Annotated in this window: 20 protein-coding genes; 13 read left to right on the top strand and 7 right to left on the bottom strand. The window is 71.2% G+C overall.

Annotation, left to right across the window (positions count from 1 at the left end; genetic code table 11):
• The first annotated feature begins 14 nt into the window (after positions 1-14).
• From ACFC96_RS01665 to pssA, 9 genes are all read left to right on the top strand, one after another.
• Entirely contained in the window at positions 15-1,820 is a 1,806-nt protein-coding gene (locus tag ACFC96_RS01665) for a 3-hydroxyacyl-CoA dehydrogenase family protein (protein WP_376609559.1), read from the top strand.
• A 127-nt stretch (positions 1,821-1,947) separates the two neighbouring features.
• Positions 1,948-2,778 (top strand): TetR family transcriptional regulator, encoded by an 831-nt coding sequence (locus tag ACFC96_RS01670; protein ID WP_376251460.1) that lies wholly within the window; start codon positions 1,948-1,950, stop codon positions 2,776-2,778.
• A gap of 826 nt (positions 2,779-3,604) precedes the next feature.
• Positions 3,605-4,942, top strand: a complete 1,338-nt coding sequence (gene ccrA, locus ACFC96_RS01675; protein ID WP_376609561.1) for a crotonyl-CoA carboxylase/reductase — start codon at positions 3,605-3,607, stop codon at positions 4,940-4,942.
• A gap of 20 nt (positions 4,943-4,962) precedes the next feature.
• Entirely contained in the window at positions 4,963-7,011 is a 2,049-nt protein-coding gene (locus ACFC96_RS01680) for a protein meaA (protein WP_376251457.1), read from the top strand.
• A complete protein-coding gene (locus tag ACFC96_RS01685) occupies positions 7,008-7,973 on the top strand; it encodes an HpcH/HpaI aldolase/citrate lyase family protein (RefSeq protein ID WP_376609563.1) in 966 nt (321 codons plus the stop codon). The genes ACFC96_RS01680 and ACFC96_RS01685 overlap by 4 nt, the downstream gene beginning before the upstream one ends.
• Before the next feature lie 5 nt (positions 7,974-7,978).
• On the top strand, positions 7,979-8,482 hold the full coding sequence (locus ACFC96_RS01690; protein WP_376251453.1) for a MaoC family dehydratase: 504 nt from the start codon (positions 7,979-7,981) through the stop codon (positions 8,480-8,482).
• Positions 8,483-8,509: 27 nt separating this feature from the next.
• Positions 8,510-9,715 carry an acyl-CoA dehydrogenase family protein gene (locus ACFC96_RS01695; RefSeq protein ID WP_376609565.1) on the top strand — a complete coding sequence of 402 codons (1,206 nt, stop codon included), beginning with the start codon at positions 8,510-8,512 and terminating at the stop codon, positions 9,713-9,715.
• 171 nt (positions 9,716-9,886) lie between these two features.
• Positions 9,887-10,543: a phosphatidylserine decarboxylase gene (locus ACFC96_RS01700; RefSeq protein ID WP_100591521.1), complete on the top strand. Its 657-nt coding sequence runs from the start codon at positions 9,887-9,889 to the stop codon at positions 10,541-10,543.
• Positions 10,530-11,384 carry a CDP-diacylglycerol--serine O-phosphatidyltransferase gene (pssA, locus tag ACFC96_RS01705; protein WP_266935349.1) on the top strand — a complete coding sequence of 285 codons (855 nt, stop codon included), beginning with the start codon at positions 10,530-10,532 and terminating at the stop codon, positions 11,382-11,384. The genes ACFC96_RS01700 and pssA overlap by 14 nt, the downstream gene beginning before the upstream one ends.
• Before the next feature lie 58 nt (positions 11,385-11,442).
• Here pssA and ACFC96_RS01710 read toward each other — a convergent pair whose 3' ends face one another.
• Both ACFC96_RS01710 and ACFC96_RS01715 read right to left on the bottom strand, forming a co-directional pair.
• Complete coding sequence (locus tag ACFC96_RS01710) at positions 11,443-12,489, bottom strand: zinc-binding dehydrogenase (RefSeq protein ID WP_376609567.1); 1,047 nt, start codon at positions 12,487-12,489, stop codon at positions 11,443-11,445.
• The gene (locus ACFC96_RS01715) at positions 12,486-13,664 is read right to left on the bottom strand and encodes an LLM class flavin-dependent oxidoreductase (RefSeq protein ID WP_376609569.1); all 1,179 of its coding nucleotides are present in this window, start codon (positions 13,662-13,664) and stop codon (positions 12,486-12,488) included. Before ACFC96_RS01715 ends, ACFC96_RS01710 begins: the two co-directional genes overlap by 4 nt.
• Before the next feature lie 123 nt (positions 13,665-13,787).
• Between ACFC96_RS01715 and ACFC96_RS01720 the strand changes: the two genes are divergently transcribed.
• The gene (locus ACFC96_RS01720) at positions 13,788-14,639 is read left to right on the top strand and encodes a PaaX family transcriptional regulator C-terminal domain-containing protein (RefSeq protein WP_376251447.1); all 852 of its coding nucleotides are present in this window, start codon (positions 13,788-13,790) and stop codon (positions 14,637-14,639) included.
• Positions 14,640-14,949: 310 nt separating this feature from the next.
• Here ACFC96_RS01720 and ACFC96_RS01725 read toward each other — a convergent pair whose 3' ends face one another.
• Positions 14,950-16,101, bottom strand: a complete 1,152-nt coding sequence (locus tag ACFC96_RS01725; RefSeq protein WP_376251445.1) for a glycerate kinase — start codon at positions 16,099-16,101, stop codon at positions 14,950-14,952.
• A gap of 258 nt (positions 16,102-16,359) precedes the next feature.
• Here ACFC96_RS01725 and ACFC96_RS01730 point away from each other — a divergent pair, with 258 nt between their 5' ends.
• The 3 genes from ACFC96_RS01730 to ACFC96_RS01740 all read left to right on the top strand — a co-directional run bounded on the left by ACFC96_RS01730 (position 16,360) and on the right by ACFC96_RS01740 (position 18,791).
• Positions 16,360-17,421, top strand: coding sequence for an ADP-ribosylglycohydrolase family protein (locus ACFC96_RS01730; protein ID WP_376609571.1), 1,062 nt, complete (start codon positions 16,360-16,362; stop codon positions 17,419-17,421).
• A gap of 44 nt (positions 17,422-17,465) precedes the next feature.
• Positions 17,466-17,963 carry an NUDIX domain-containing protein gene (locus ACFC96_RS01735; RefSeq protein WP_376609573.1) on the top strand — a complete coding sequence of 166 codons (498 nt, stop codon included), beginning with the start codon at positions 17,466-17,468 and terminating at the stop codon, positions 17,961-17,963.
• A gap of 90 nt (positions 17,964-18,053) precedes the next feature.
• A complete protein-coding gene (locus ACFC96_RS01740) occupies positions 18,054-18,791 on the top strand; it encodes an NAD-dependent deacetylase (RefSeq protein WP_376609575.1) in 738 nt (245 codons plus the stop codon).
• A gap of 374 nt (positions 18,792-19,165) precedes the next feature.
• Here ACFC96_RS01740 and ACFC96_RS01745 read toward each other — a convergent pair whose 3' ends face one another.
• From ACFC96_RS01745 to ACFC96_RS01760, 4 genes are all read right to left on the bottom strand, one after another.
• On the bottom strand, positions 19,166-20,404 hold the full coding sequence (locus tag ACFC96_RS01745) for a cytochrome P450 (protein ID WP_376609577.1): 1,239 nt from the start codon (positions 20,402-20,404) through the stop codon (positions 19,166-19,168).
• 24 nt (positions 20,405-20,428) lie between these two features.
• On the bottom strand, positions 20,429-21,820 hold the full coding sequence (locus tag ACFC96_RS01750) for an NAD(P)/FAD-dependent oxidoreductase (protein WP_376251436.1): 1,392 nt from the start codon (positions 21,818-21,820) through the stop codon (positions 20,429-20,431).
• Positions 21,810-22,037, bottom strand: a complete 228-nt coding sequence (locus tag ACFC96_RS01755) for a ferredoxin (protein ID WP_376251434.1) — start codon at positions 22,035-22,037, stop codon at positions 21,810-21,812. Before ACFC96_RS01755 ends, ACFC96_RS01750 begins: the two co-directional genes overlap by 11 nt.
• 109 nt (positions 22,038-22,146) lie before the next feature.
• A complete protein-coding gene (locus ACFC96_RS01760; RefSeq protein ID WP_376609579.1) occupies positions 22,147-22,785 on the bottom strand; it encodes a hypothetical protein in 639 nt (212 codons plus the stop codon).
• Between the last annotated feature and the right edge of the window lie 375 nt (positions 22,786-23,160).

The following is a 23,160-nucleotide window of genomic DNA, read 5'->3' on the forward strand; positions in this document are numbered from 1 at the left end:
CCTGGAGTCCTCAGATGGACGCTCCCCTGTCCCCCGCATCCCCGGCCACCCTCCCGACCGTCGCGGTCGTCGGCCTCGGCACGATGGGCACCGGCATCGCCGAGGTGCTCACCCGCGCCGGCCGTGAGGTCATCGGTATCGACGTCAGCGAGGCCGCGGCCGCGCAGGCCGTCGCCGCGCTCGAGGCCTCGACGGCGCGTGCGGTGCGCCGCGAGCGCCTCACCGAGGACGAGCGCCGGGACGTCCTCGCCCGCTTCCGCACCTTCACGGACCTCCAGGCCGCGGCCGACGCCGACCTCGTCATCGAGGTGGCTCCGGAGTCGTACGAGATCAAGCAGCAGATCTTCCGGGAGCTCGACACCGTCGTGCGGCCCGAGACGATCCTCGCGACCGGTACGAACGCCCTGTCCGTGACGCGGCTCGCCGCCGACTCGGCCCGCCCCGAGCGCGTCCTCGGGCTGCACTTCTTCAACCCGGCACCCGCGATGAAGCTCGTCGAGGTGGTCTCGTCGGTGCTCACCGCGCCCACGGCCGTCGCGGCGGTCACGGATCTCGCCCTCGAACTGGGCAAGGAGCCCGTCGCGGTGGGCGACCGGCCCGGCTTCGTCGCCGACGGCCTGCTCTTCGGCTATCTCAACCAGGCCGCCGCGATGTACGAGGCCAAGTACGCCTCCCGCGAGGACATCGACGCCGCCATGAAGCTGGGCTGCGGCCTGCCCATGGGCCCCCTCGCGCTGCTCGACCTCATCGGCATCGACACCGCGCGCACGGTCCTCGACGCCATGTACGCCGAGTCGCGCGACCGCCTGCACGCGCCGGCGCCCGTCCTCAAGCAGCTCAGCGAGGCGGGTCTGACCGGCCGCAAGTCGGGGCGCGGCTTCTACACGTACACGGAGCCGGGCAGCTCCGAGGTGGTGCGGGACGCGCTCACCCCGCTCGCGGGCGAGGTCGCGGCCGACGCGCGCACGATCCGCTCGGTCGGCGTCGCGGGCTCCGGGACCATGGCGTCCGGCATCGCGGAGGTCTTCGCGAAGGCGGGCTACGACGTGGTGCTCGCCGCGCGCAGCGAGGAGAAGGCCGAGAAGGCCAAGTCCCGTATCGGCAAGTCGCTTTCGCGCTCTGTCGACAAGGGCCGCATGACCGCCGAGGCGGCGGCGCAGACCCTGGACCGGATCACTCCGGCCGGTTCGTACGACGCCTTCTCCGACGTCGACCTGGCCCTCGAAGCCGTGGCCGAGGACCTGGAGATCAAGCGGCAGCTCTTCGCGACGTTCGACAAGGTGTGCAAGCCGGGCGCGGTCCTGGCCACCACGACCTCGTCCCTGCCCGTCGTGGCCTGCGCCCGCGCGACCTCGCGCCCGCAGGACGTGATCGGCATGCACTTCTTCAACCCGGCCCCGGCGATGAAGCTCGTCGAGGTCGTGCGGACCGTGCTGACGGGCGACGACGTGCACGCCACCGTCCGCGAGGTGTGCGCGAAGATCCGCAAGCACCCGGTGGACTGCGGTGACCGCGCGGGCTTCATCGTGAACGCGCTGCTGTTCCCGTACCTGAACAACGCGATCAAGATGGTGGAGGAGCACTACGCGACGCTCGACGACATCGACGCCGCGATGAAGCTCGGCGGCGGCTACCCGATGGGGCCCTTCGAGCTCCTCGACGTGGTCGGTCTCGATGTCTCCCTGGCCATCGAGAAGGTCCTCCACCGCGAGTTCCGCGACCCGGGCCTGGCTCCCGCGCCGCTGCTCGAGCACCTGGTGGCCGCGGGCTGCCTCGGCCGCAAGACCGGCCGCGGCTTCCGCGAATATGCCCGGCGCTGACCGGCCCACGGGCAGCGGCACCGCCCGCCCCACGGACTGGGGCGGGCTGCTCCGGCCGCCCGGCCGCACACCCCCCGCCCCGGACCCGGGCGGGGGGAACCCCGCTCGGGCGCACGCCACCGCGCGTATGCAGTACGTTCATGGCATGTCCAAGGCCGCCAAGTCCTCCCGTACGACGCCCACGCCCGACGCTCCGGAGAGCGCCGCGGGGTCCCGCGCCGCCGCGCAGCGGCTCAAGATGCGCCGGGAGCTGGCGGCCGCGGCGATGGAACTCTTCGCGACCAAGGGCTACGAGGCCACGACGGTCGACGAGATCGCGGCCGCGGCGGGGGTCGCGCGGCGGACCTTCTTCCGCCACTTCCGCTCCAAGGAAGAGGCGATCTTCCCGGACCACGACGACACCCTGATCCGGGCGGAGGCGGTCCTCAACGCGGCGCCCGCGCACGAGCATCCGCTCGACACGGTGTGCCGCGGCATCAAGGAAGTCATGAAGATGTACGCGGCGTCGCCCGCGGTGTCGGTGGAGCGCTACCGCCTCACGCGCGAGGTACCCACTCTGCGCGAGCGCGAGATCGCCTCGGTGGCCCGCTACGAGCGGCTGTTCACCCGCTATCTCCTCGGCCACTTCGACGAGCACGCCCACCAGCACGGCAATGACGATCCACTGCTCGCCGAGGTCGCCGCGTCCGCCGTCGTCACCGCCCACAACCACGTGCTGCGGCGCTGGCTGCGGGCCGGCGGCCAGGGCGACGTCGAGAACCAGCTCGACCACGCCTTCGCGATCGTCCGCAAGACGTTCGGTACGGGCATCGGCGCGGGCCGGGACACCGCCACCGCCGCCTCTCCGGCCGCCTCGGTGAGTACCGGGGGCGACGTCCTGGTCACCGTGGCGCGTACGGACGCGCCGCTGGACGAGATCATGGGGACGATCGAGAAGGCGCTGCGGGACCGCGGCTAGCCTCCGTCGGAATTTTCTGAACTCCCCAGGAATCAGGGGCTGTTGACGCCTCTTTGAGGTCCGCCTCTTTGAGGTCCGCCTCGGAATTCCCGCCTCCACGGCACTCCACGACGCTCCCGGACGCTCCCGGACGCTCCCGGACGCTCCCGAGCATTCTCGGGCGGCGGCGCCCGCTCGGCGAGCGCCGCCGCCCCCGGCAGGCAGCCCGGCGCGATCGGCGCGCCTGACTCCCGGAGGGCGGCGGCACCCCTCCTCCACCACTCGGCCTGGAACGGACCCTGCCGAGCCGCCCGGTGAAGACCGGGCCTCCGCCCGGCCCCGCAGGGTGCGCGACCCGCCGTCCGGCCCCGAACGCGCGACCCGCCCACCGCCCTCTCGCCGCGTCTCACCCCTGCGTCGCCCCGGCCTCCCCAAGGCCCCTCGGAGGCCCTGTGGGCCCCCTCCAGAGCCCCTGAGGCGCAGTTCAGGGGCGTCGATGACCTTCGGTGCCACCGAGCCGCACCACCCCTGACCTGCACTGATCGATCATCGCTCAAAAAGTTGTGGCACCCAGTGTCTTGCCGACTGGCACGCGGTGCCATACGTTGAATGTGTCCGGGCGGCCGGCGTGCAGAGAACTTCCGTACGCCGGCTGTCCCCGCAAGCCACCCCAAACCGTGGCGAGTGCGCCCGGACGCCTGCGTCACAGGCAAACTTCTCGCGCCGACCAAGCGCTGCCGTAGCAACACCCCCGCCGAACCGACGGCACCTCTTCACCCACACAGCAGCACTCCACCCCGACGTACCCCTCAACGTCCCCCTGGGACGCATCGCCGGAGGCAATACCGTGAAGGAAATCCTGGACGCGATCCAGTCGCCGGAGTCGACCTCCGCCGACTTCGCCGCTCTGCCGCTCCCCGAGTCGTACCGCGCCATCACCGTCCACAAGGACGAGACGGAGATGTTCGCCGGCCTCGACACCCGGGACAAGGACCCCCGCAAGTCGATCCACCTGGACGACGTTCCGGTCCCCGAACTCGGCCCGGGCGAGGCGCTCGTGGCCGTCATGGCCAGCTCCGTGAACTACAACTCGGTCTGGACCTCGATCTTCGAGCCGGTGTCCACCTTCAGCTTCCTGGAGCGCTACGGACGCCTGTCGGAGCTCACCAAGCGCCACGACCTGCCGTACCACATCATCGGTTCCGACCTCGCGGGCGTCGTGCTGCGCACCGGTCCCGGCGTCAACGCCTGGAACCCCGGCGACGAGGTCGTCGCGCACTGCCTCTCCGTCGAGCTGGAGTCCTCTGACGGCCACAACGACACGATGCTCGACCCCGAGCAGCGCATCTGGGGCTTCGAGACGAACTTCGGCGGCCTCGCCGAGATCGCGCTCGTCAAGTCCAACCAGCTGATGCCGAAGCCGGACCACCTGAGCTGGGAAGAGGCCGCGGCCCCCGGCCTGGTGAACTCCACCGCGTACCGCCAGCTCGTCTCGCGCAACGGCGCCGGCATGAAGCAGGGCGACAACGTCCTGATCTGGGGCGCGAGCGGCGGACTCGGCTCGTACGCCACGCAGTTCGCGCTCGCGGGCGGTGCCAACCCGATCTGTGTCGTCTCCAGCCCCGAGAAGGCGGACATCTGCCGCTCCATGGGCGCCGAGGCCGTCATCGACCGCAACGCCGAGGGCTACAAGTTCTGGAAGGACGAGCGCACCCAGGACCCCAAGGAGTGGAAGCGCTTCGGCAAGCGCATCCGCGAGTTCACCGGCGGCGAGGACATCGACATCGTCTTCGAGCACCCCGGCCGCGAGACCTTCGGCGCCAGCGTCTACGTCACCCGCAAGGGCGGCACCATCACCACCTGCGCCTCCACCTCGGGCTACATGCACGAGTACGACAACCGCTACCTCTGGATGTCCCTGAAGCGCATCATCGGCTCGCACTTCGCCAACTACCGCGAGGCGTGGGAGGCGAACCGCCTGGTCGCCAAGGGGAAGATCCACCCCACCCTGTCGAAGGTGTACTCGCTCGAGGACACCGGGCAGGCCGCCTACGACGTGCACCGCAACCTCCACCAGGGCAAGGTCGGCGTCCTCGCGCTGGCCCCGAAGGAGGGCCTGGGCGTCCGCGACCAGGAACTGCGCGCCCAGCACCTCGACGCCATCAACCGCTTCCGCAACATCTGATCCCCAAGGAGTAGCGGAACATGACTGAGCGCCAGAAGGACCGGCCGTGGCTCATGCGCACGTATGCCGGTCACTCCACGGCTGAGGCGTCCAACGAGCTGTACCGGCGCAATCTCGCCAAGGGCCAGACGGGTCTGTCGGTCGCCTTCGACCTGCCGACGCAGACCGGCTACGACCCGGACCACATCCTCGCCCGCGGCGAGGTCGGCCGGGTCGGGGTGCCGGTCTCGCACCTCGGTGACATGCGCCGGCTGTTCCAGGACATCCCCCTGGAGCAGATGAACACCTCGATGACCATCAACGCCACCGCCATGTGGCTCCTGGCGCTCTACCAGGTCGTCGCCGAGGAGCAGGGCGCGGACATCACCCAGCTCCAGGGCACGACGCAGAACGACATCGTCAAGGAGTACCTGTCGCGGGGCACGCACGTGTTCCCGCCGGGGCCCTCCCTGCGGCTGACGACGGACATGATCGCGTACACGGTCCGGCACATGCCGAAGTGGAACCCGATCAACATCTGCAGCTACCACCTCCAGGAGGCGGGGGCCACACCGGTCCAGGAGATCGCGTACGCGATGTCCACCGCCATCGCCGTTCTCGATGCCGTACGCGACTCAGGGCAGGTCCCCGCCGAGAAGTTCGGGGACGTCGTGGCCCGCATCTCCTTCTTCGTGAACGCGGGTGTCCGCTTCATCGAGGAGATGTGCAAGATGCGGGCGTTCGGGCAGATCTGGGACCAGATCACACGCGAGCGATACGGCATCGAGAACGCGAAGCAACGCCGCTTCCGCTACGGCGTCCAGGTCAACTCCCTGGGCCTGACCGAGGCGCAGCCGGAGAACAACGTCCAGCGCATCGTCCTGGAGATGCTGGCCGTGACGCTGTCCAAGGACGCCCGCGCCCGAGCCGTCCAGCTCCCTGCCTGGAACGAGGCGCTCGGCCTGCCCCGCCCCTGGGACCAGCAGTGGTCCCTGCGCATCCAGCAGGTCCTCGCACACGAGAGCGACCTGCTGGAGTACGAGGACATCTTCGCGGGATCGCACGTCATCGAGAAGAAGGTCGACGAGCTCGTCGCCGACTCGTTCGCCGAGATCGAGCGGATCCAGGAGATGGGCGGCGCGATGGCCGCCGTCGAGTCCGGCTACCTCAAGTCGCAGCTCGTCTCCTCGCACGCCGAGCGGCGGGCACGGATCGAGGGCGGCGAGGAGAAGATCGTCGGCGTGAACATCCACGAGTCGACCGAGCCGAACCCGCTCACCGCCGACCTGGACGCCGCGATCATGACGGTGGATCACCAGGTCGAGTCGCGGGTCGTGCGGGCCATCGACGAGTGGCGCACCACGCGCCAGGAGTCGAGTGACCGGCAGGGCATGGGCGACCCGTTCCACTACCCGACCACCCAGCAGGCCGTGGAGCGTCTGAAGGAGGCCGCGGCCGGCTCCGAGAACCTGATGGAAGCCACGCTCGAGTGCGCCCGCGCCGGGGTCACGACCGGCGAGTGGTCGCAGGCGCTGCGCGAGGTGTTCGGCGAGTTCCGCGCCCCGACGGGTGTCTCGTCGGCGCCGGTCGCCGTCACCGCCGAGGAGGGCACGCCGCTCGCGCTCGTCCGCGAGAAGGTCCGCCGCACCGGCGACGAGCTCGGCGGCAAGCTGCGCCTCCTGGTCGGCAAGCCGGGCCTCGACGGGCACTCGAACGGCGCCGAGCAGATCGCCGTCCGGGCCCGTGACGCGGGCTTCGAGGTGGTCTACCAGGGCATCAGGCTCACGCCCGAACAAATCGTGTCCGCCGCGCTCGCCGAGGACGTGCACTGCGTCGGCCTGTCGATCCTCTCCGGGTCGCACTCCGCGCTCGTGCCCGACGTCCTCGACCGGCTGCGCGAGGCGGGCGCCGCCGAGATCCCGGTGATCGTCGGCGGCATCATTCCCAACGGCGATGCCGAGGACCTGAAGCGCGCGGGCGTGGCCGCCGTCTTCACCCCCAAGGACTTCGGCATCACGGAGATCATCGGACGTATCGTCGACGAGATCCGGCAAGCGAACCAGCTCGACCCTCTGGAGGTCCCCGCATGACCGCGCCCATCAACCGTCTCCGTCCCCGCCGCTCGTGTCTCGCGGTCCCGGGCTCGAACCCCCGCTTCCTGGAGAAGGCCCAGGGGCTGCCCGCGGACCAGGTCTTCCTGGACCTGGAGGACGCCTGCGCCCCGCTGGCCAAGCCGGAGGCGCGGCACACCATCGTCAAGTTCCTGAACGAGGGCGACTGGACGGGCAAGACGCGTGTGGTGCGCGTGAACGACTGGACGACCGAGTGGACGTACCGCGACGTGGTCACGGTCGTCGAGGGCGCGGGCCAGAACCTCGACTGCATCATGCTGCCGAAGGTCCAGGACGCCCAGCAGATCGTCGCGCTCGACCTGCTGCTCACGCAGATCGAGAAGACGATGGGCTTCGAGGTCGGCAAGATCGGCATCGAGGCGCAGATCGAGAACGCGCAGGGCCTCAACAACGTCAACGCGATCGCGACGGCCTCCCAGCGCGTCGAGACCATCATCTTCGGCCCGGCCGACTTCATGGCCTCCATCAACATGAAGTCCCTGGTGGTCGGCGAGCAGCCGCCCGGCTACGACGCCGACGCCTACCACTACATCCTGATGAAGATCCTGATGGCCGCCCGCGCCAACAACCTCCAGGCGATCGACGGCCCCTACCTGCAGATCCGCAACCAGGAGGGCTACAAGACGGTCGCGCAGCGCGCCGCGGCCCTCGGTTTCGACGGCAAGTGGGTGCTGCACCCGGACCAGGTCGCCGCGGCGAACGAGATCTTCTCGCCCTCGCAGGAGGACTACGACCACGCCGAGCTGATCCTGGACGCGTACGACTTCTACACGTCCGAGGCCGGCGGCAAGAAGGGCTCGGCGATGCTGGGCGACGAGATGATCGACGAGGCAAGCCGCAAGATGGCCCTCGTCATCTCCGGCAAGGGACGCGCCGCGGGCATGCAGCGCACCTCGAAGTTCGAAGCCCCGGAGGCCTGAGCATCATGCAGTTCGGACGCACGTACGAAGAGTTCGAGGTCGGCGCGGTCTACAAGCACTGGCCCGGAAAGACGGTCACGGAGTACGACGACCACCTCTTCTGTCTCCTGACGATGAACCACCACCCCCTCCACATGGACAGCAACTATGCGGAGAACACGACCGACTTCGGCAAGAACGTCGTCGTGGGGAACTACATCTACTCGCTGCTGCTGGGCATGTCCGTCCCGGACGTGTCGGGCAAGGCGATCGCGAACCTCGAGATCGAGTCGCTGCGCCATGTCGCGCCGACGTTCCACGGCGACACGATCTACGGCGAGACGACGGTCCTCGACAAGACGCCCTCCCGCTCGAAGAACGACCGCGGGATCGTCCACGTGGAGACCAAGGGCTACAAGCAGGACGGCACGCTGGTCTGCGTGTTCCGCCGCAAGGTCATGGTCCCCACCGAGACGTACATCAAGGAGCGCGGCGGCGAGCAGCCCGGCCGCCCGACGCCGTCCAATTAACCACGCAAAGTCGCAGGAGAAGCAGAGATGAGCCGACTCGCCCAGACCGCCGGTCTCACCGACGTCCAGCAGGAGATCCTCTCCACCGTCCGCGACTTCGTGGACAAGGAGATCATCCCGGTCGCGACCGAGCTGGAGCACCGCGACGAGTACCCGCAGCAGATCGTCGACGGCCTCAAGGAGTTGGGTCTGTTCGGCCTGATGATCCCCGAGGAGTACGGGGGCCTGGGCGAGTCCCTTCTCACGTACGCGCTGTGCGTCGAGGAGATCGCCCGCGGCTGGATGTCGGTCTCCGGCATCATCAACACCCACTTCATCGTGGCGTACATGCTCAAGCAGCACGGCACGCAGGAGCAGAAGGACTACTTCCTGCCGCGCATGGCGCTGGGCGAGACGCGCGGCGCGTTCTCGATGTCGGAGCCGGCGCTCGGCTCGGACGTGTCGGCGATCTCGTCGAAGGCGGTGAAGGACGGGGACGAGTACGTCCTGAACGGCCAGAAGATGTGGCTGACGAACGGCGGGTCGTCGTCTCTGGTGGCCGTTCTGGTCAAGAGTGACGAAGGACACCCCGAGGGGACCGCGCCCCACAAGTCGATGACGACCTTCCTCGTCGAGAAGGAGTCCGGCTTCGGAGAGGTCCGCCCCGGCCTCACGATCCCGGGGAAGATCGACAAGATGGGCTACAAGGGCGTCGACACGACCGAACTCATCATGGACGGACTACGCATTCCGGCCAATCGGGTGCTCGGCGGCGAGACCGGCCGAGGGTTTTACCAAATGATGGACGGAGTGGAAGTCGGCCGCGTGAATGTCGCGGCACGTGGCTGCGGCGTCGCGCAGCGTGCTTTTGAGCTGGGGGTTTCCTACGCCCAGCAACGCCAGACCTTCGGCAGGCCGATCGCCCAGCACCAGGCCATCCAGTTCAAGCTCGCGGAGATGGCTACCAAGGTCGAGGCCGCCCATGCGATGATGGTCAACGCAGCACGCAAAAAGGACTCCGGGGAACGAAACGACCTCGAAGCAGGAATGGCGAAGTATCTCGCCTCCGAATACTGCAAGGAAGTGGTCGAGGACGCCTTCCGGATCCACGGCGGCTACGGCTTCTCCAAGGAGTACGAGATCGAGCGTCTCTACCGCGAGGCGCCCATGCTGCTGATCGGTGAAGGTACCGCCGAGATCCAGAAAATGATCATTGGTCGCCGCCTGCTCGAGGAGTATCGATTCCAGGGCTGAATGTCCGCTACGGGGTGTTTTGTTCGAGAAGAAGATCACACCCTGTCAGCACTCTTCAGCCGCCGACTCAGCTTCCTGGCTTGCCCAGTTGTGGCTCGCAACCGATAGCATCCCGGAAAAGCCGCCGTCCCCCCGTACAGAGCGCGGCATCATCCGCTACGAAGGTCATCCATGCCCCACAGCCAAACCTCTGCACCACGCGACGGCGTCCTCGGTGGACGCATTGCGCGCGGAGCATCGCCGTGGCTCCTGCCGACCGTCGCCACAGCCGCCCTGAGCCTGGCCCGTTCGCGTCGCTCCAAGAAGGCCGCCGCAGTAGCCGTACCCGCCACCGCTCTGGCGGCCGGCATGCTGTGGTTCTTCCGCGACCCCGAGCGTGAGATCGCCCCCGGCCGGGTCATCTCCCCTGCCGACGGCGTGGTGCAGAGCATCATGCCGTGGAAGGACGGGAGGACCCGGGTCGCGATCTTCATGAGCCCGCTGAACGTCCACGTCAACCGCGCGCCCCTCGCGGGCACGGTGACGTCCGTGGAGCACATCCCCGGCGGGTTCGTCCCGGCGTTCAACAAGGAGAGCGAGAACAACGAGCGCGTTGTCTGGCACTTCGACACCGAGCTCGGCGACATCGAGATGGTGCAGATCGCCGGCGCGGTCGCCCGCCGGATCGTCCCGTACGTCCCGCAGGGCACCAAGCTCGAGCAGGGCGAGCGCATCGGTCTGATCCGCTTCGGGTCGCGCGTCGACATCTACCTCCCCGAGGGTGTCGAGGTCGCGCTCGAGGTCGGCCAGAAGACCGTGGCTGGGGTGACTCGCATTGACCGTGACTGATCCAGAGACGCAGGCCGGGTGGGTGCCCGAGGCCGAGGAGGCGGACGAAGCGGAGGAAATGCCGCTTTCACTGCGCCTGTCGATAGCGGACACCCTCACCCTCGGTAACGCGACGTGCGGTTTCATGGCCGTCTACTTCACGACGACCGGCATCCTGATCCCGCACATCCAGGGCAGCAACGACTCCGGCATGGCCCGGCACAGCGCTGCCACGGCCGTGATCCTGATGCTGGCCGCGGCGATCTTCGACCTGTTCGACGGCCTGGTGGCGCGCAAGCTCCGCTCGTCGCCGATGGGCGCCGAGCTGGACAACCTCTCGGACCTCATCAGCTTCGGCCTCGCACCCGCGTACTTCGTCCTCGTGTACGGCATGGTCGCGGACGACGCGCATCAGCGGGTCGCGGCGGTGGGCGCCATCGTGGTGCTCCTGGCCGTCGTGCTCAGGCTCGCGAGATTCTCGTGCGTGACGGTGAAGGACGGCACCTTCCAGGGCATGCCGAGCCCCTTCGGGGCGCTCACGGTCGTGTCGATCGTGCTCCTCGAGCTGCCCTTCGTGGCCACGGTCCTCGCGATCATCGGGACGGCCTGGCTGATGGTGAGCCGCGTCGAGTACCCGAAGCCGCGCGGTCCGCTCGCTGTCGCGATGCTGGGGTGGATCGTGGCGGCGATGGGGCTCCTGGCGGCCTGGGCGTTCGACGCCCCCGGCGGCCAGCTGCTGCTCCAGACCGGCTGCGCGCTCCAGCTGGTCCTCGGCGCCGTGATCCCGCTGTTCGCGACGGCCCGGAGGGTGAACAACTTCCGGGACAACCGCCGCGAGGCACGCGCCGCGCAGCTGCCGTAACCGGTACACGTAACGCCGAAGGGCCCCGAACCGCTTGGTTCGGGGCCCTTCGTCCGTCTCAGGGCGCGGGGTGCAGGCCGGTGCCGGGCAGGCCGGGGCGTACGAGGACCTTCACGTGGTCGTCGGGCCGGCGGAGCGTGTCCAGGGCCGCGGACACCCCGGCGAGGCCCACCTGGCCCGTGACGAGCGCGGCCGCGTCGATCGTGCCGTCCGCGATGCGCTCCAGGGTCCTGGCGAACTCCTCCGGCGGATACGCCATGCACATGGTCACGGTGATGTCCTTGTAGAGGCCCACCACGGGCGTGAAGACGTCCTCCGTCATGCAGGCCCCGATGAGGAGCACCCGCGTCCGGGGAGGCGCCCTGTGCAGGATCTCGTTGAACATGCCGGCCCGGCCGGAACACTCCAGGACCGTGAGCGGCGTGCCCGCGGGCGCGGCCGCCCGCCACGCGTCGAAGGGGTCGGCCGCCGCCGGGTCGACACACACGTGGGCGCCGAAGGCCTCGGCGAGGGCGCGCCGGCGCGGGGACGGCTCCGACACGACGACGGGCGCCACGCCCCGCTCCACGAGCGCGGCGACGGCTCCGAGGCCGATGGGCCCCGCTCCGATGACGACGGCCCCGGAGCCGGGCTCGGGCGCGGCCCGCGCGACGTTCCCGAAACCGACGGCGAGCGGCTCGGTGAGCGCGGCGACGTGCGGTGCCACGTGCTCGGGCACGGGGATCAGCGCGGCCTCCTGGAGCACGACGCGCTCCCCGAAGCCGCCCGGGAAGGCGGTGGCGTATCCGACGGTGCGCAGCGTGCCTGCCGTGTCGAGCGCCCAGGGCAGCCCGACGACGACCTTGCCCCGCCACTCGCCGGGGCTCAGCACCCGCGCGCACAGTTCGTGCCCCATGACCAGGTCGGCGTCGGGGTCGAACCAGAACGCCTCGGTGCCGGAGTCGCGGGAGGCGCGCAGGAAGGCGTCCGTGTGGCGGGCGGCGGACAGGTCGGAGCCGCAGATGCCGGTGGCGAGCGGCTCGGCGAGGACCTGGCCCGGTCCTGGCACGGGCTCGGGCACCTCGTCCTCGACGAACCGGCCGCGGCGCAGGACGGCGGCCCTCATCGGGCCTCTCCCCCGCCGCGCACGGCCGCCTCGGCGGCGCTGCGCATCGCGCCGACGAACCGCTCGCTGTTCTCGTGGGCCCAGGCGGCCGACGCGGTGCGGCGCCGGTTCGCGCCGGTGCAGTGCGGGACCACCTGTTCGGCGAAGAGCTCGTAGCTGCGGCGCTTGGCGGCGGGGGTGCCGGTCGGCAGGTCGAGCAGGAGGAGCGTGCCGAAGCCGCCGCAGGCCTCGGCGAGCGCCTCGATACGGGCCAGCGCGTCGTCCGGGGTGCCGATGGTGGCGACTCCGAAGACCGGGAAGCCGTCGGACGTCCACCGGTCGAGCGCGTCCTTCGCGGTCCGGCCCCAGGGCAGCTCCGTGCCGGACAGGCCCTCGATGTAGCGCACCAGATGCAGTACCCCGTACGCCGCCTGCTCCCGGGCGGCCTCGCGGGTCTCGGCGAGGTGCATCGGCACGACGAGGCGCCAGGCGGCGCGGTCGGCGGTGTGGCCGTGGCGGGCGCAGGACTTCTCGTACGCCGTCCAGTTCCCGTTCAGGGCCGCGAGCCCGGCCGGGTCCGCGGCGGCGAGGGACAGCAGGCCGATGCCGTGCCGGCCCGCCTGGACGGAGCCGGAGGGGGAGACGGTGGAGGCGACGGCCATGTCGAGGCCCTCGGGCCGGTAGGGGCCGAGCTGGAGGCGCGCGTCGGCGAGCTCGTACCAGTCGGTCCGCTGCGTCACCGTCTCGCCGCGCACCAGGCGCACGATCGCGTCGAGCGCCTCGGCCATCATGGCGCGCTGGCGCAGCGGGTCGATGCCCATCATGAACGCGTCGGAGGCCAGCTGGCCCGGGCCCGCGCCGAACATCACCCGCCCCATCGTCTGGTGGTCGAGCTGGAGCAGCCGGTCGGCGAGGATCAGAGGGTGGTGGTACGGCAGGGAGTTCACGCCCGTGCCGAGTCTGATCCGCCGTGTGAGCTCGGCGGCCGCCGCGATGAACACCTCGGGCGACGCGACGGTCTCGTGTCCGGCGGAGTGGTGCTCGCCGATCCACGCCTCGTCGTAGCCGAGGGTGTCGAGATGACGGACCAGATCGAGGTCGCCGCGGATCTGGAGGGCGGGGCTGCCGTCGGTGCCGTGGTACGGCGCGATGAACGCGCCGAAGCGCGTGGGCAGTCGATGCGCTGGAGAGTGCACGCGTACGCCTTTCGTCGGCGGAACATGAGACATAAGGTCGGGCATCGTGCTTCTTACGTCCTATAGCGGCGCGGCGTACAAAGCAACAGACGCACACGGCAACAGCGGCACAGGGAGCGGAAGTTGGAAGAGCCACGGACCCGGCGGCGGGGCGACGGTTCGCCCAGTGCGCGCACGCTCGCGCTCACCGTTCTCGGCGAGTACGTGCGCTATCCCGGCGACGGAAAGGTGTGGTCGGGGGCCGTCGTGGGCGCGCTCGGCGCCTGCGGCATCGGTGAGGCGGCGACGCGCCGGGCCCTGACGCGGCTCGCCCGGGAGGGCTGGGTGCGCACGGAACCGGCCGGACGCAGGACCCGACTCGTCCTGGAGCCGCGCCTGGTGACGCTGCTCACCGCGTGGACGCACCGGCTGGAGCGCGCGGTCCACGAGACCGCGTGGGGCGGCGAGTGGCAGCAGCTGCTGCTGCGGGTTCCGCCCGGAGCGTGGCGTGAACGGGCTCTGGTGGAGCAGCAGTTGGCGTTCGAGGGGTTCGGTCCGCTCGGGCAGGGGGTGTGGGTGGCCGCCGACGCCGGTGGTGTGCCGGTGCTGCGTGAGCTGCTGCGTGAACAGGGTCTCGCCCCGTACGCGCTGTGGCTGACGTCCCGCACGCCGGACGACGCGCGGCTCGTCGAGCAGGCCTGGGACCTGGCCGCGGTCCGGGAGAGCCACGAGCGGTTCGTGGCGCGCTTCGCCGACCTCGGCACAGCACGGAACGCGTCCGGCGACGCGGCCGCGTTCGTGGCGAGGACCCGGCTGGTGCACGCCTGGCGCGGGACCTTCGAGCGCGATCCGCGGCTGCCCGGCGCGCTGCTGCCGGACGACTGGCCGGGCCGCGCCGCGACCCGGCTGTTCGTCGACGCGTGGCGGACGCTGCGGGAGCCCGCCGACCGCTACTGGCGCGGCCTCACCGGGGATCAGGGCGCGGACGGTGTGTAGCCCCTCGGCGACCTCCGGCGCTCCGGGCCCGGTCTGCCGGAGCACGGTCCGTACGCGCGGTGGTGCTGCGCGCCGGCCGGCACGGCGGGCGTCCGCCGTTCCAGCGGCACGACGGGCGTGCAGCGGAAGCCAGAATCCGGACGTCCGGTTCATCCGGCGGATGCGGACGGCCGCGAGGTCGGTGTGGTCGCGCTCGGCAGCGGCGAGGGGTTCGACGAGCTGAATGCCCTGCCCCCCGACGCGCACCCGCTCGCGCCGGGATGCGAGTCACCCCTCACCCCGGCGCGCGTCAGATGTCAGGCGCCAGGCGTCACACGAGGAAATCGCGGGCGATCCGCTCCGCCACCGTCTCCAGGATCGGGCCCGCCTCGGCGATGCAGCGGGCCACGTCCGGCTCCACGTCCGTGAGGGCGTAGGCACGGCGGATGCCCGCACGGCCCAGGGCCTCCGGGGGGAGGGCGAGGCGGCCGCAGACCGCCACGACCTCGATGCCCGCCGCGCGGGCCGCCGCGGCGACGCCCGCCGGGGCCTTGCCGTGCAGCGTCTGCTCGTCGAGGGAGCCCTCGCCGGTGACGACGAGGGTCGCGCGGGCGAGCGCGGGCGCGAAGCCGAGGACGTCGAGCATGACCTCGATCCCGGCCCGGAAGCCCGCCCCGAGGCCCACGAGGGCGCCGTATCCGATCCCGCCGGCGGCTCCGGCCCCGGGCGACTCGGCGTACTCGAGTGCCTTCGGGCCGATCGCCTCGGCCAGGACCCGCGCGAAGTGGGCCAGCGCCGCGTCCAGGGCGGCGACGTCGTCCGCCGTCGCGCCCTTCTGCGGGCCGTACACCGCGGGCGCGCCCTTCGGGCCGGTCAGCGGGTTGTCGACATCGCTGGCGAGGACGATCTCCACGTCGGCCAGGCGCGGGTCGAGCCCCGAGAGGTCGGCCGTGGCCAGGTCGGCGAGGGGCCCGCCGCCCGGGCCGACGGGCTTGCCGTCCGCGTCCAGGAAGCGCGCGCCGAGCGCGGCCAGCATGCCGGCGCCGCCGTCGGTCGTGGCGCTGCCGCCCACGCCGAACACGATGGAGCGGGCGCCCGCGTCGAGCGCCGCGGCGAGCAGTTCGCCGGATCCGTACGTGGTCGAGGTCAGCGGCGCGAAGACGCCTTCGGGCAGCAGCTGGAGCCCGGACGCCTCGGCCATCTCGACGACGGCCGTGCCGTCGCGCAGGGCGTACGCCGCCGTGACCTCGTCACCGAGCGGCCCGGTCACCCGCACCTCGCGGCGCTCGAAACCGGCCGCCACGGCCGCGGCCACCGTGCCGTCCCCGCCGTCCGCGACGGGCACGGACTCGACCGTCACCCCGGGCGCGATCCGCCGCAGGCCGGCCGTGACCCGCTCGGCGACCTGCACGGCCGTGAGCGAGCCCTTGAACTTGTCCGCGGCGATGAGCACGTGCTCCGCCGTCACTCCAGCGTCCGCCACCTTGCATTCCCCTTGCTTTCGCGCCTTGCTCGCGCAAGGCAGTCGCGCCGCTGAGACCTTAACCGGAGGTGGGGGCCCCTGCCCATGGCTGTCCGGTCCGCGAAACGGCGCACGCGGACGATAAGCCCCGATATTCCCTCCCATAGCGGGGCGTCCTGAGCACGGAAATGATCGATCAGCCGGGCGCGTGCGGACGCTCCGGCGCCCGCGGCGGAACGCCTCGCCCCGCCACGCCCCCTCATCGGGTACACCAAGGACATGACCCCAGTGGGCAGCAACCTCCAGGACCGGGTGCACGGTGGCTGGCTCGGCCGGATCGCGGGCAACATGCTCGGCAAGCCGGTGGAGCAGGGCGAGTACTGGACCCGGGCGCGTATCGACGGCTATCTGCGGCGGGCCGCCGCCCTGCCGCTCACCGACTATCTGCCCGAGCCCGCCGACGAGTCCGACGGCCTCGCTCTGCGCCCCGAGTGGCGCCGGTGCGTGCGCGGCCGGATCCACGGCAGCTGCCGGGACGACGACGTGGACTACGCGATCCTCGGCCTGCACCTCCTGGAGACCTACGGCTTCGGCTTCTCCACGGAACAGGTGGGTGATCTGTGGCTGCTGAGGCTGCCGTATCTGCAGACGTTCACCGCGGAGCGGGTGGCGTACCGCAATCTCGCGAACGGGCTGAAGCCACCGCTCACGGCGACGTACGACAACCCCTATCAGGAGTGGATCGGCGCGCTGATCCGGGCCGACGTCTTCGGCTGGACCTGCCCGGGCGACCCGCGCCGCGCCGCCTCCCTGGCCCGCCGCGACGCGGTCCTGTCCCATACGGGAAACGGCGTGTACGGGGCGATGTGGGCGGCGGCGCTCGTCGCGGCGGCGTTCACGGCGCCGGGCCCGCGCGCGGCGCTCGACACCGCGCTCACCGTGATCCCCGCGAGCAGCCGCCTGGCCCGCACGGTGCGCCGCACGGCGTCGCTCCACGAGTCGCGGCTGAGCTGGGAGGAGACGCTGGCCACGCTGGAGGAGGAGACGGCCGGGCTCGGCTGGATCCACACGGTCCCGAACGCGGCCGTCATCACGGCCGGGCTCCTGTACGGCGACGGGGACTTCACCCGCACCCTCGCGCTCACGGTGCGCGGCGGCCTGGACACCGACTCGAACGGCGCGACGGCCGGGTCCGTGGCCGGAGTGCTGTGCGGGGCGGGGGCGATCCCGGCGCGGTGGAAGGACCCGCTGGAGGACCGGGTGCGCAGCGCGGTGTTCGGGTTCGACGGCGCGCGGATCAGCGAACTCGCAGCGCGTACGGTCGAGTTGGCCGAGGCCTAGTCCGGCGGGCGCGCGTTCCTGCACACGGTCGTTAGGCTTCCCGCATGACTGCCTCCGCCGAGTTCGCCGCGTACATCGCGGGTCTCCCCCGTGTCCTGTGCGGCGCCGCCGCGCTCTTCCGCGACTCCGGGGGGCGTGTGCTCCTCGTCGAGCCGAACTACCGCGACGGGTGGGCGCTGCCCGGTGGCACCGTCGAGTCCGACACCGGTGAGTCGCCGCGCCAGGGGGCCCGGCGCGAGACGGCCGAGGAGATCGGCCTCGACGTGGAGATCGGCCGGCTGCTCGCGGTCGACTGGGTGTCCGGCACGGCCGCGCGGCCGCCGCTCGTCGCGTACCTCTACGACGGCGGGGTGCTGGACGAGGACCGCATCAAGGCGATCAGGCTCCAGGAGGAGGAGCTGCTGTCCTGGCGCCTCGTGGACCGCGCCGACCTGCCGGAACATCTGCAGGGCTCGCTCGGACGGCGCGTCCTGGCGGCGCTGGACGTGCTCACCACGGGCGAGGGCACGGCCGAGCTGGAGGACGGCAACCGCGTGGCGTGACGCGGGCTCGCGCGGCAGGCGGCAGGCGGCAGGCGGCAGGCGGCGATATCGCCTCGCGGTTCCACCGGCGGGGCGCCTACCCTCGGCGGCATGAGCACGCAGCCTCTCGTCGCGATTCTCAGTGGTGCGGGCATCTCCACGGACTCCGGGATCCCGGACTACCGCGGGCCGAACGGTCTGTGGCGCACGGATCCCGAGGCCGAGAAGCTCGTGACGTACGAGTACTACATGGGCGACCCCGAGATCCGGCGGCGGTCGTGGCAGATGCGGCGCAGGAACCGGACGCTGAAGGCCGAGCCGAACACCGCGCATGTGGCGGTGGCGGAGCTGGAGCGGTCCGGGGTGCCGTTGCGGGTCATCACGCAGAACGTCGACGGGCTGCACCAGCTCGCCGGCATGCCCGCCCGCAAGGTGATCGAACTGCACGGCTCCGCACGGAGTTTCGTGTGTACCGGCTGTCATGCGCGTGGGCCCATGGAGGACGCCCTCGCCCGGGTCGAGGCCGGGGAGGACGATCCGCCGTGCCTGGAGTGCGGTGGCATCCTCAAGTCGGCGACCGTGATGTTCGGGGAGCGGCTCGATCCGGCGGTCCTGGGTGAGGCCGTCGCGATCACCAAGGCGTGTCAGGTGTTCGTCGCCGTGGGGAGCAGTCTCCAGGTGCAGCCCGCCGCCGGCCTCGCCGGTGTTGCCGCGGATCACGGGGCGCGGCTCGTCATCGTCAACGCCGAGGCGACGCCGTACGACGAACTGGCCGACGACGTCATCCGCGAACCCATCGGCACCGCACTGCCGAAATTGCTGCGCGAACTCGGCGTGGCGCGCTCCTAGGGCCTGTCGTCAGATTCCCGTCGTCCGCCCGAAGGGCGGGCCCGGCGGCGTCTGGTGCGTGCGATCGCAAGGCGCCGGAAAGTCCTTGTAGCGGAGCTGCCAGGGCTTTCCGGCAACGCCGCATGGGGGTCCCCCCTGCTCGAGCAAAGCCGAGAGCCAGGGGGAGTGCGTGCCAGACGCCGCCGGGCAGACGGGAAGGTGACGACAGGCCCTAGGGCCTGTCGTCTGGATCAGGCCGGATCAGGGAGCGGGTGCCGGAGCCGTGCGGGGCAAGGCGGACGCAGGAGCCCACCCGGAGCGTCGGCGACGCACGGACAACGCCCCGAGGCGCGGTGCCCGCACCCGCGAGCCCGGCGTGATCCGGACGGCAGACCCTAGGGGCGGATCCCGTCACAGGCGATGGGCAGATGCCGGGGCCCGCGCAGCACGGCGTTCTGCCGGTACGGCGGCGGGTCCTCCAGCAGCCGTGGGTTCTCCAGCCTCCTGGCCAGTTCCGACAGGGCGAACTGGGCCTCCAGCCGGGCGAGCGGTGCGCCGAAACAGCTGTGGATGCCGCTGCCCAGTCCCAGGTGCTGGATGTCCCGGCGGTCCGGGTCGAAGCGGTCCGGGTCCTCGAAGCGCTGGGGGTCGCGGTTGCCGGATGCCAGAACCAGCCACAGCGAGGCGCCCTTGGGAATGGTGACGCCGCGGACCTCGATGTCGGCGAGGGTGGTGCGCTGCGGCACGAGTTGCACCGGCGGCTCGAAGCGCAGCAGCTCCTCGACGATGGGCACGGCCAGCCGCGGATCCGCGCGCAGCCGCTCGAGGACATCGGGGTTGCGCAGCAGGGTCAGCATTCCGTTGGTGACCAGGTTGACGGTCGTCTCATGGCCCGCGATCAGCAACAGCGCCGCGGTGCTGAGGAGTTCCATCGTGGTCATCGAGCCGTCTTCGCCCTTGGCCGTCGCCAGCTCGGAGAGCATGTCGTTGCCGGGGTTCTTGCGGCGCTCCTCGATCAGGCCGGCCAAGTACATGCCCAGTTGCATCCGGGCGTCGCGCGACGTCTTGCCGCGCTCGGTGGGATCCGCGTCCGGGTCGGGGTCCAGGCTCGCGGCGATCGTGTCCGCCCAGGAGTGGAAGCGTGCCTCGTCCTCGCGCGGAATCCCGAGCAGCCGGCAGATCACTGTCACGGGGAAGGGGTAGGAGAACTGGTCCACCAGGTCGAACCGGCCCGGATCGCCGATGCCGTCGATGAGGCCGGAGACGATGCCCTGAAGTTCTCCGCGCATCCCGTCGATCCGGTGGGGGGAGTGCGGCGGGCCGAAGGGCCGGTTCGTCATACGCCGCAGCCGGTCGTGTTCCGGAGGGTCGAGCCTCAGGAAGCTGGGCGGCAGGGCACTCTCGTCCTCCTGGGCCGACTCGGCCAGCGGGTCGCCGGCGGTCGAGGCCAGATTGCGGGCGTCGGAGCTGATCCGGGGATCGTGCAGGAGGCTGCGGATCTCGTAGTAGGTGCTGACGACGTACGGCCCGTCCTCTTCGTGGTGGACCGGCGTCTTCCGCAGCTCTTCGTAGATCGGGTACGGGTTGGCGCGGTTGGCGTAGTCCAGGATCTGGTGCAGGGGGGATTGCGTCATGGCGAGTCCTCGTGGCCGTGCGGGTCAGTGCGCGGGGGTGAACGTGATCCGGCGGTCGGCCGGCGCGTAGCCGCCGAGGGTCACGGTCGGACCGTGGGTGGGGACCGACGGGTCGGGGAAGTCGGCGTCGACCGGCCGCTGTCCGTCCGCGCACCGGTCGACCGTGTGGAACGGCGGCGGGAACGCCGCGGTGGTCTCGATCAGCTCCTGGTAGAACGGCAGCCACCGGGCCTGGTCGAAGGCGACCGCGCCGATGACGCGGCCCTGGTACCCGTAGACGCCGATGAACCGTTGATCCTTGAGCGCCCCCTGCGAGATGAGGACCTCCGTACCCAGCGACGGCACCCCGACCGACTTGATGTTGACTCCGAACTGCGAGGACCAGAAGGCCGGCACCTCCATGTGGGGGATGCGGTCGGTGCTCTCGCTGACCATGTTGTGCGCCGCGACCCGGGCCTGGGAGACGGCGTTGCCCCAGTGCTCCAGAGAAAGGAACTGGTAGCCGAACAGGGGGTGCGGACTGCGGGCGACGTCGCCCGCCGCATAGATGTCGTCGGTGACGATTCCGCGGACGTCGAAGGCGCGGCAGCCGGCGTCACAGGCGATGCCGCGAGGGCCCGCCCCCAGTCCGGATCCGGCGAGCCAGTCGGTGTTGCGCACGGCGCCGAGCGAGACCACCACCACGTCGGTCTCCACGGTGGAGCCGTCGGACAGATGCGCGGCGCGCACCCGCCCCGAGGCATCACCCTCCAGAGCGGTCACCATGACCCCGCACCGCAGGTCCACACCGTGCTCGCGCTGCATCTCGGCGGCGACCGCGCCGACCACCCCGCCGAGAGCGCCGACCAGGGGCGCCGCGCCGCGCTCGGCGACGGTGACCGGGAGGCCGCGTTCGCGGCAGGCGGAGGCGATCTCCGAGCCGGTGAACCCGGCGCCGATGACGAGGACCCGCTTCGGCCCCTCGTCGAGCCTGCGGGCGAGCGCGGCCGCGTCGTCGCGGGTCCGCAGCACGAAGACGCCGTCCAGTTCCGCCTCGGCCTCGCGGGGCCACGGTCGCGCCCGTACCCCGGTGGCGATCAGCAGCCGGTCGTACGGCACTTCGTCGCCGTCGGCCAGCCGCACCCGTCTGGCGGGCATGTCCAGGCCGGTGGCCGGGACCCCGAGCCGCCAGGTCGCGTCGACGGACCTGGTCCTGGGCAGCGCAGTACGGTCGGCGGCCGCCCTGCCCAGCAGCACCTGCTTCGACAGCGGGGGGCGGTCGTACGGCTCGTGGGGCTCGTCACCGATGATGGTCAGGGAGCCCGCGAAGCCCTCGTCCCGCAGGGTTTCCGCAGCCCGCAGGCCCGCCAGCGAGGCGCCGACGACGACGATGCGGCCTTCGCGCTTGAGCCGTTCCAGGGTTCCGTCACCGTCCACCGGACACCGCCTCGGCCGGTACGTCCACGGCGTCGACGAGGATGGCCTGGACCGGGCAGGCCGCGGCGGCCTGGGCCAGCTTCGCGCGCTGCGCCTCGTCGGCCTCCGGTGCGTACAGCAACGCCTCATCGCCGTGCATGGTGAAGATCTCGGGGGCGAGGAACGCGCACTGCGCGTACCCCTGACAGCGGTTCAGGTCGACGGCAATCCTTACCACGGGATCGGTCCTCTCCAAGGGCCCGGTCAGCCCTCTGTGACCACCCTCGGTGGCCGGACGGGATGCGGCGACGAGAAGGAAGCCGTTCGGGTGAGCGGTGCGGATCGGCTCAGGCCGACGGGGCCGGCCGTGGCCGGGCGGGCCGCCCGTCCCTCAGGATGTTCAGACTGAGCAGCAGCGCCCAGGCCGGGAAGACCAGTTCGGACCAGGGCACGTTCGCTCCCAGCACGAGCAGCGCGAGGCCCGCCAGATAGCCGATGGCGACGAGCGGGCGCGGGAGGGTGCCGCGTCTGCGGCCGATGGTCGAGGTCGTGATGATGAACACGGCCGCCATCCGCATGGCGTACGTGGTCAGCAGGGCGTAGGCGAACTGCCGGCCGAAAGGAGGGTGCTGCTGACTCTCCCCGAGCACGGTGCCGGCTGCCGCGGCGGCGCCGAACAGAGTGGCGACGAAGACCAGGCCGCTGCCCAGGAACACGGTGGAGAAGAACCGGTCCTCACCCTCGCCGCCCTGCTCGCGCAGGGCGCCCATGAACCACAGGAAGGCGATCCCGGCGAACGGGAGCAGCGCCAGCGCCGTCCGCACGGCGCTGCGCTGTGCGGCATCGACGGTCACCTCGTTCCCCTCGGGGCCGGCGGGCAGAGCGAGGCGCATCAGGACGATCGCCGCGGCCATCAGGATCGCGAACACCACCCCGGCCACCCCGGCGGCCCAGAGCGTCGCGAGGCGCTCGTGCTTTCGCTCCATGGGTCACTCGCTTTCTGCCCGGTCCTCCTTCGTACAGACATCAGCGATCGGGGGCTCGCGCCACCGGGGTCACTCGGGAGGAAGACAGCGATGCGCCATACAGGCCATGGGCACCGGGGTGCGACGGCGGACGCCTTCGCACGGGTGGAGGCGGGCGAGGACGGTCCCGCCTGCCGGGCGTGCCGGGGGATCCCGAAGTCGGCGACCGTGATGTTCGGGGCGGCCCGACACGGTGGCGCCGGCGAGGCGGTGTCGGTCACGAAGGCGAGCCAGATGCTCTTCGCCGTCGGCGGGAACCTCCCGGCAGGGCCCGCCGCGGCACTCGCGGCGGGCCACGGAATGCGCCTCGTCGTCCCGCGTTCCGAGCCGACGCCT

The organism is Streptomyces sp. NPDC055955, from assembly GCF_042270245.1.
Taxonomy (GTDB): Bacteria; Actinomycetota; Actinomycetes; order Streptomycetales; family Streptomycetaceae; genus Streptomyces.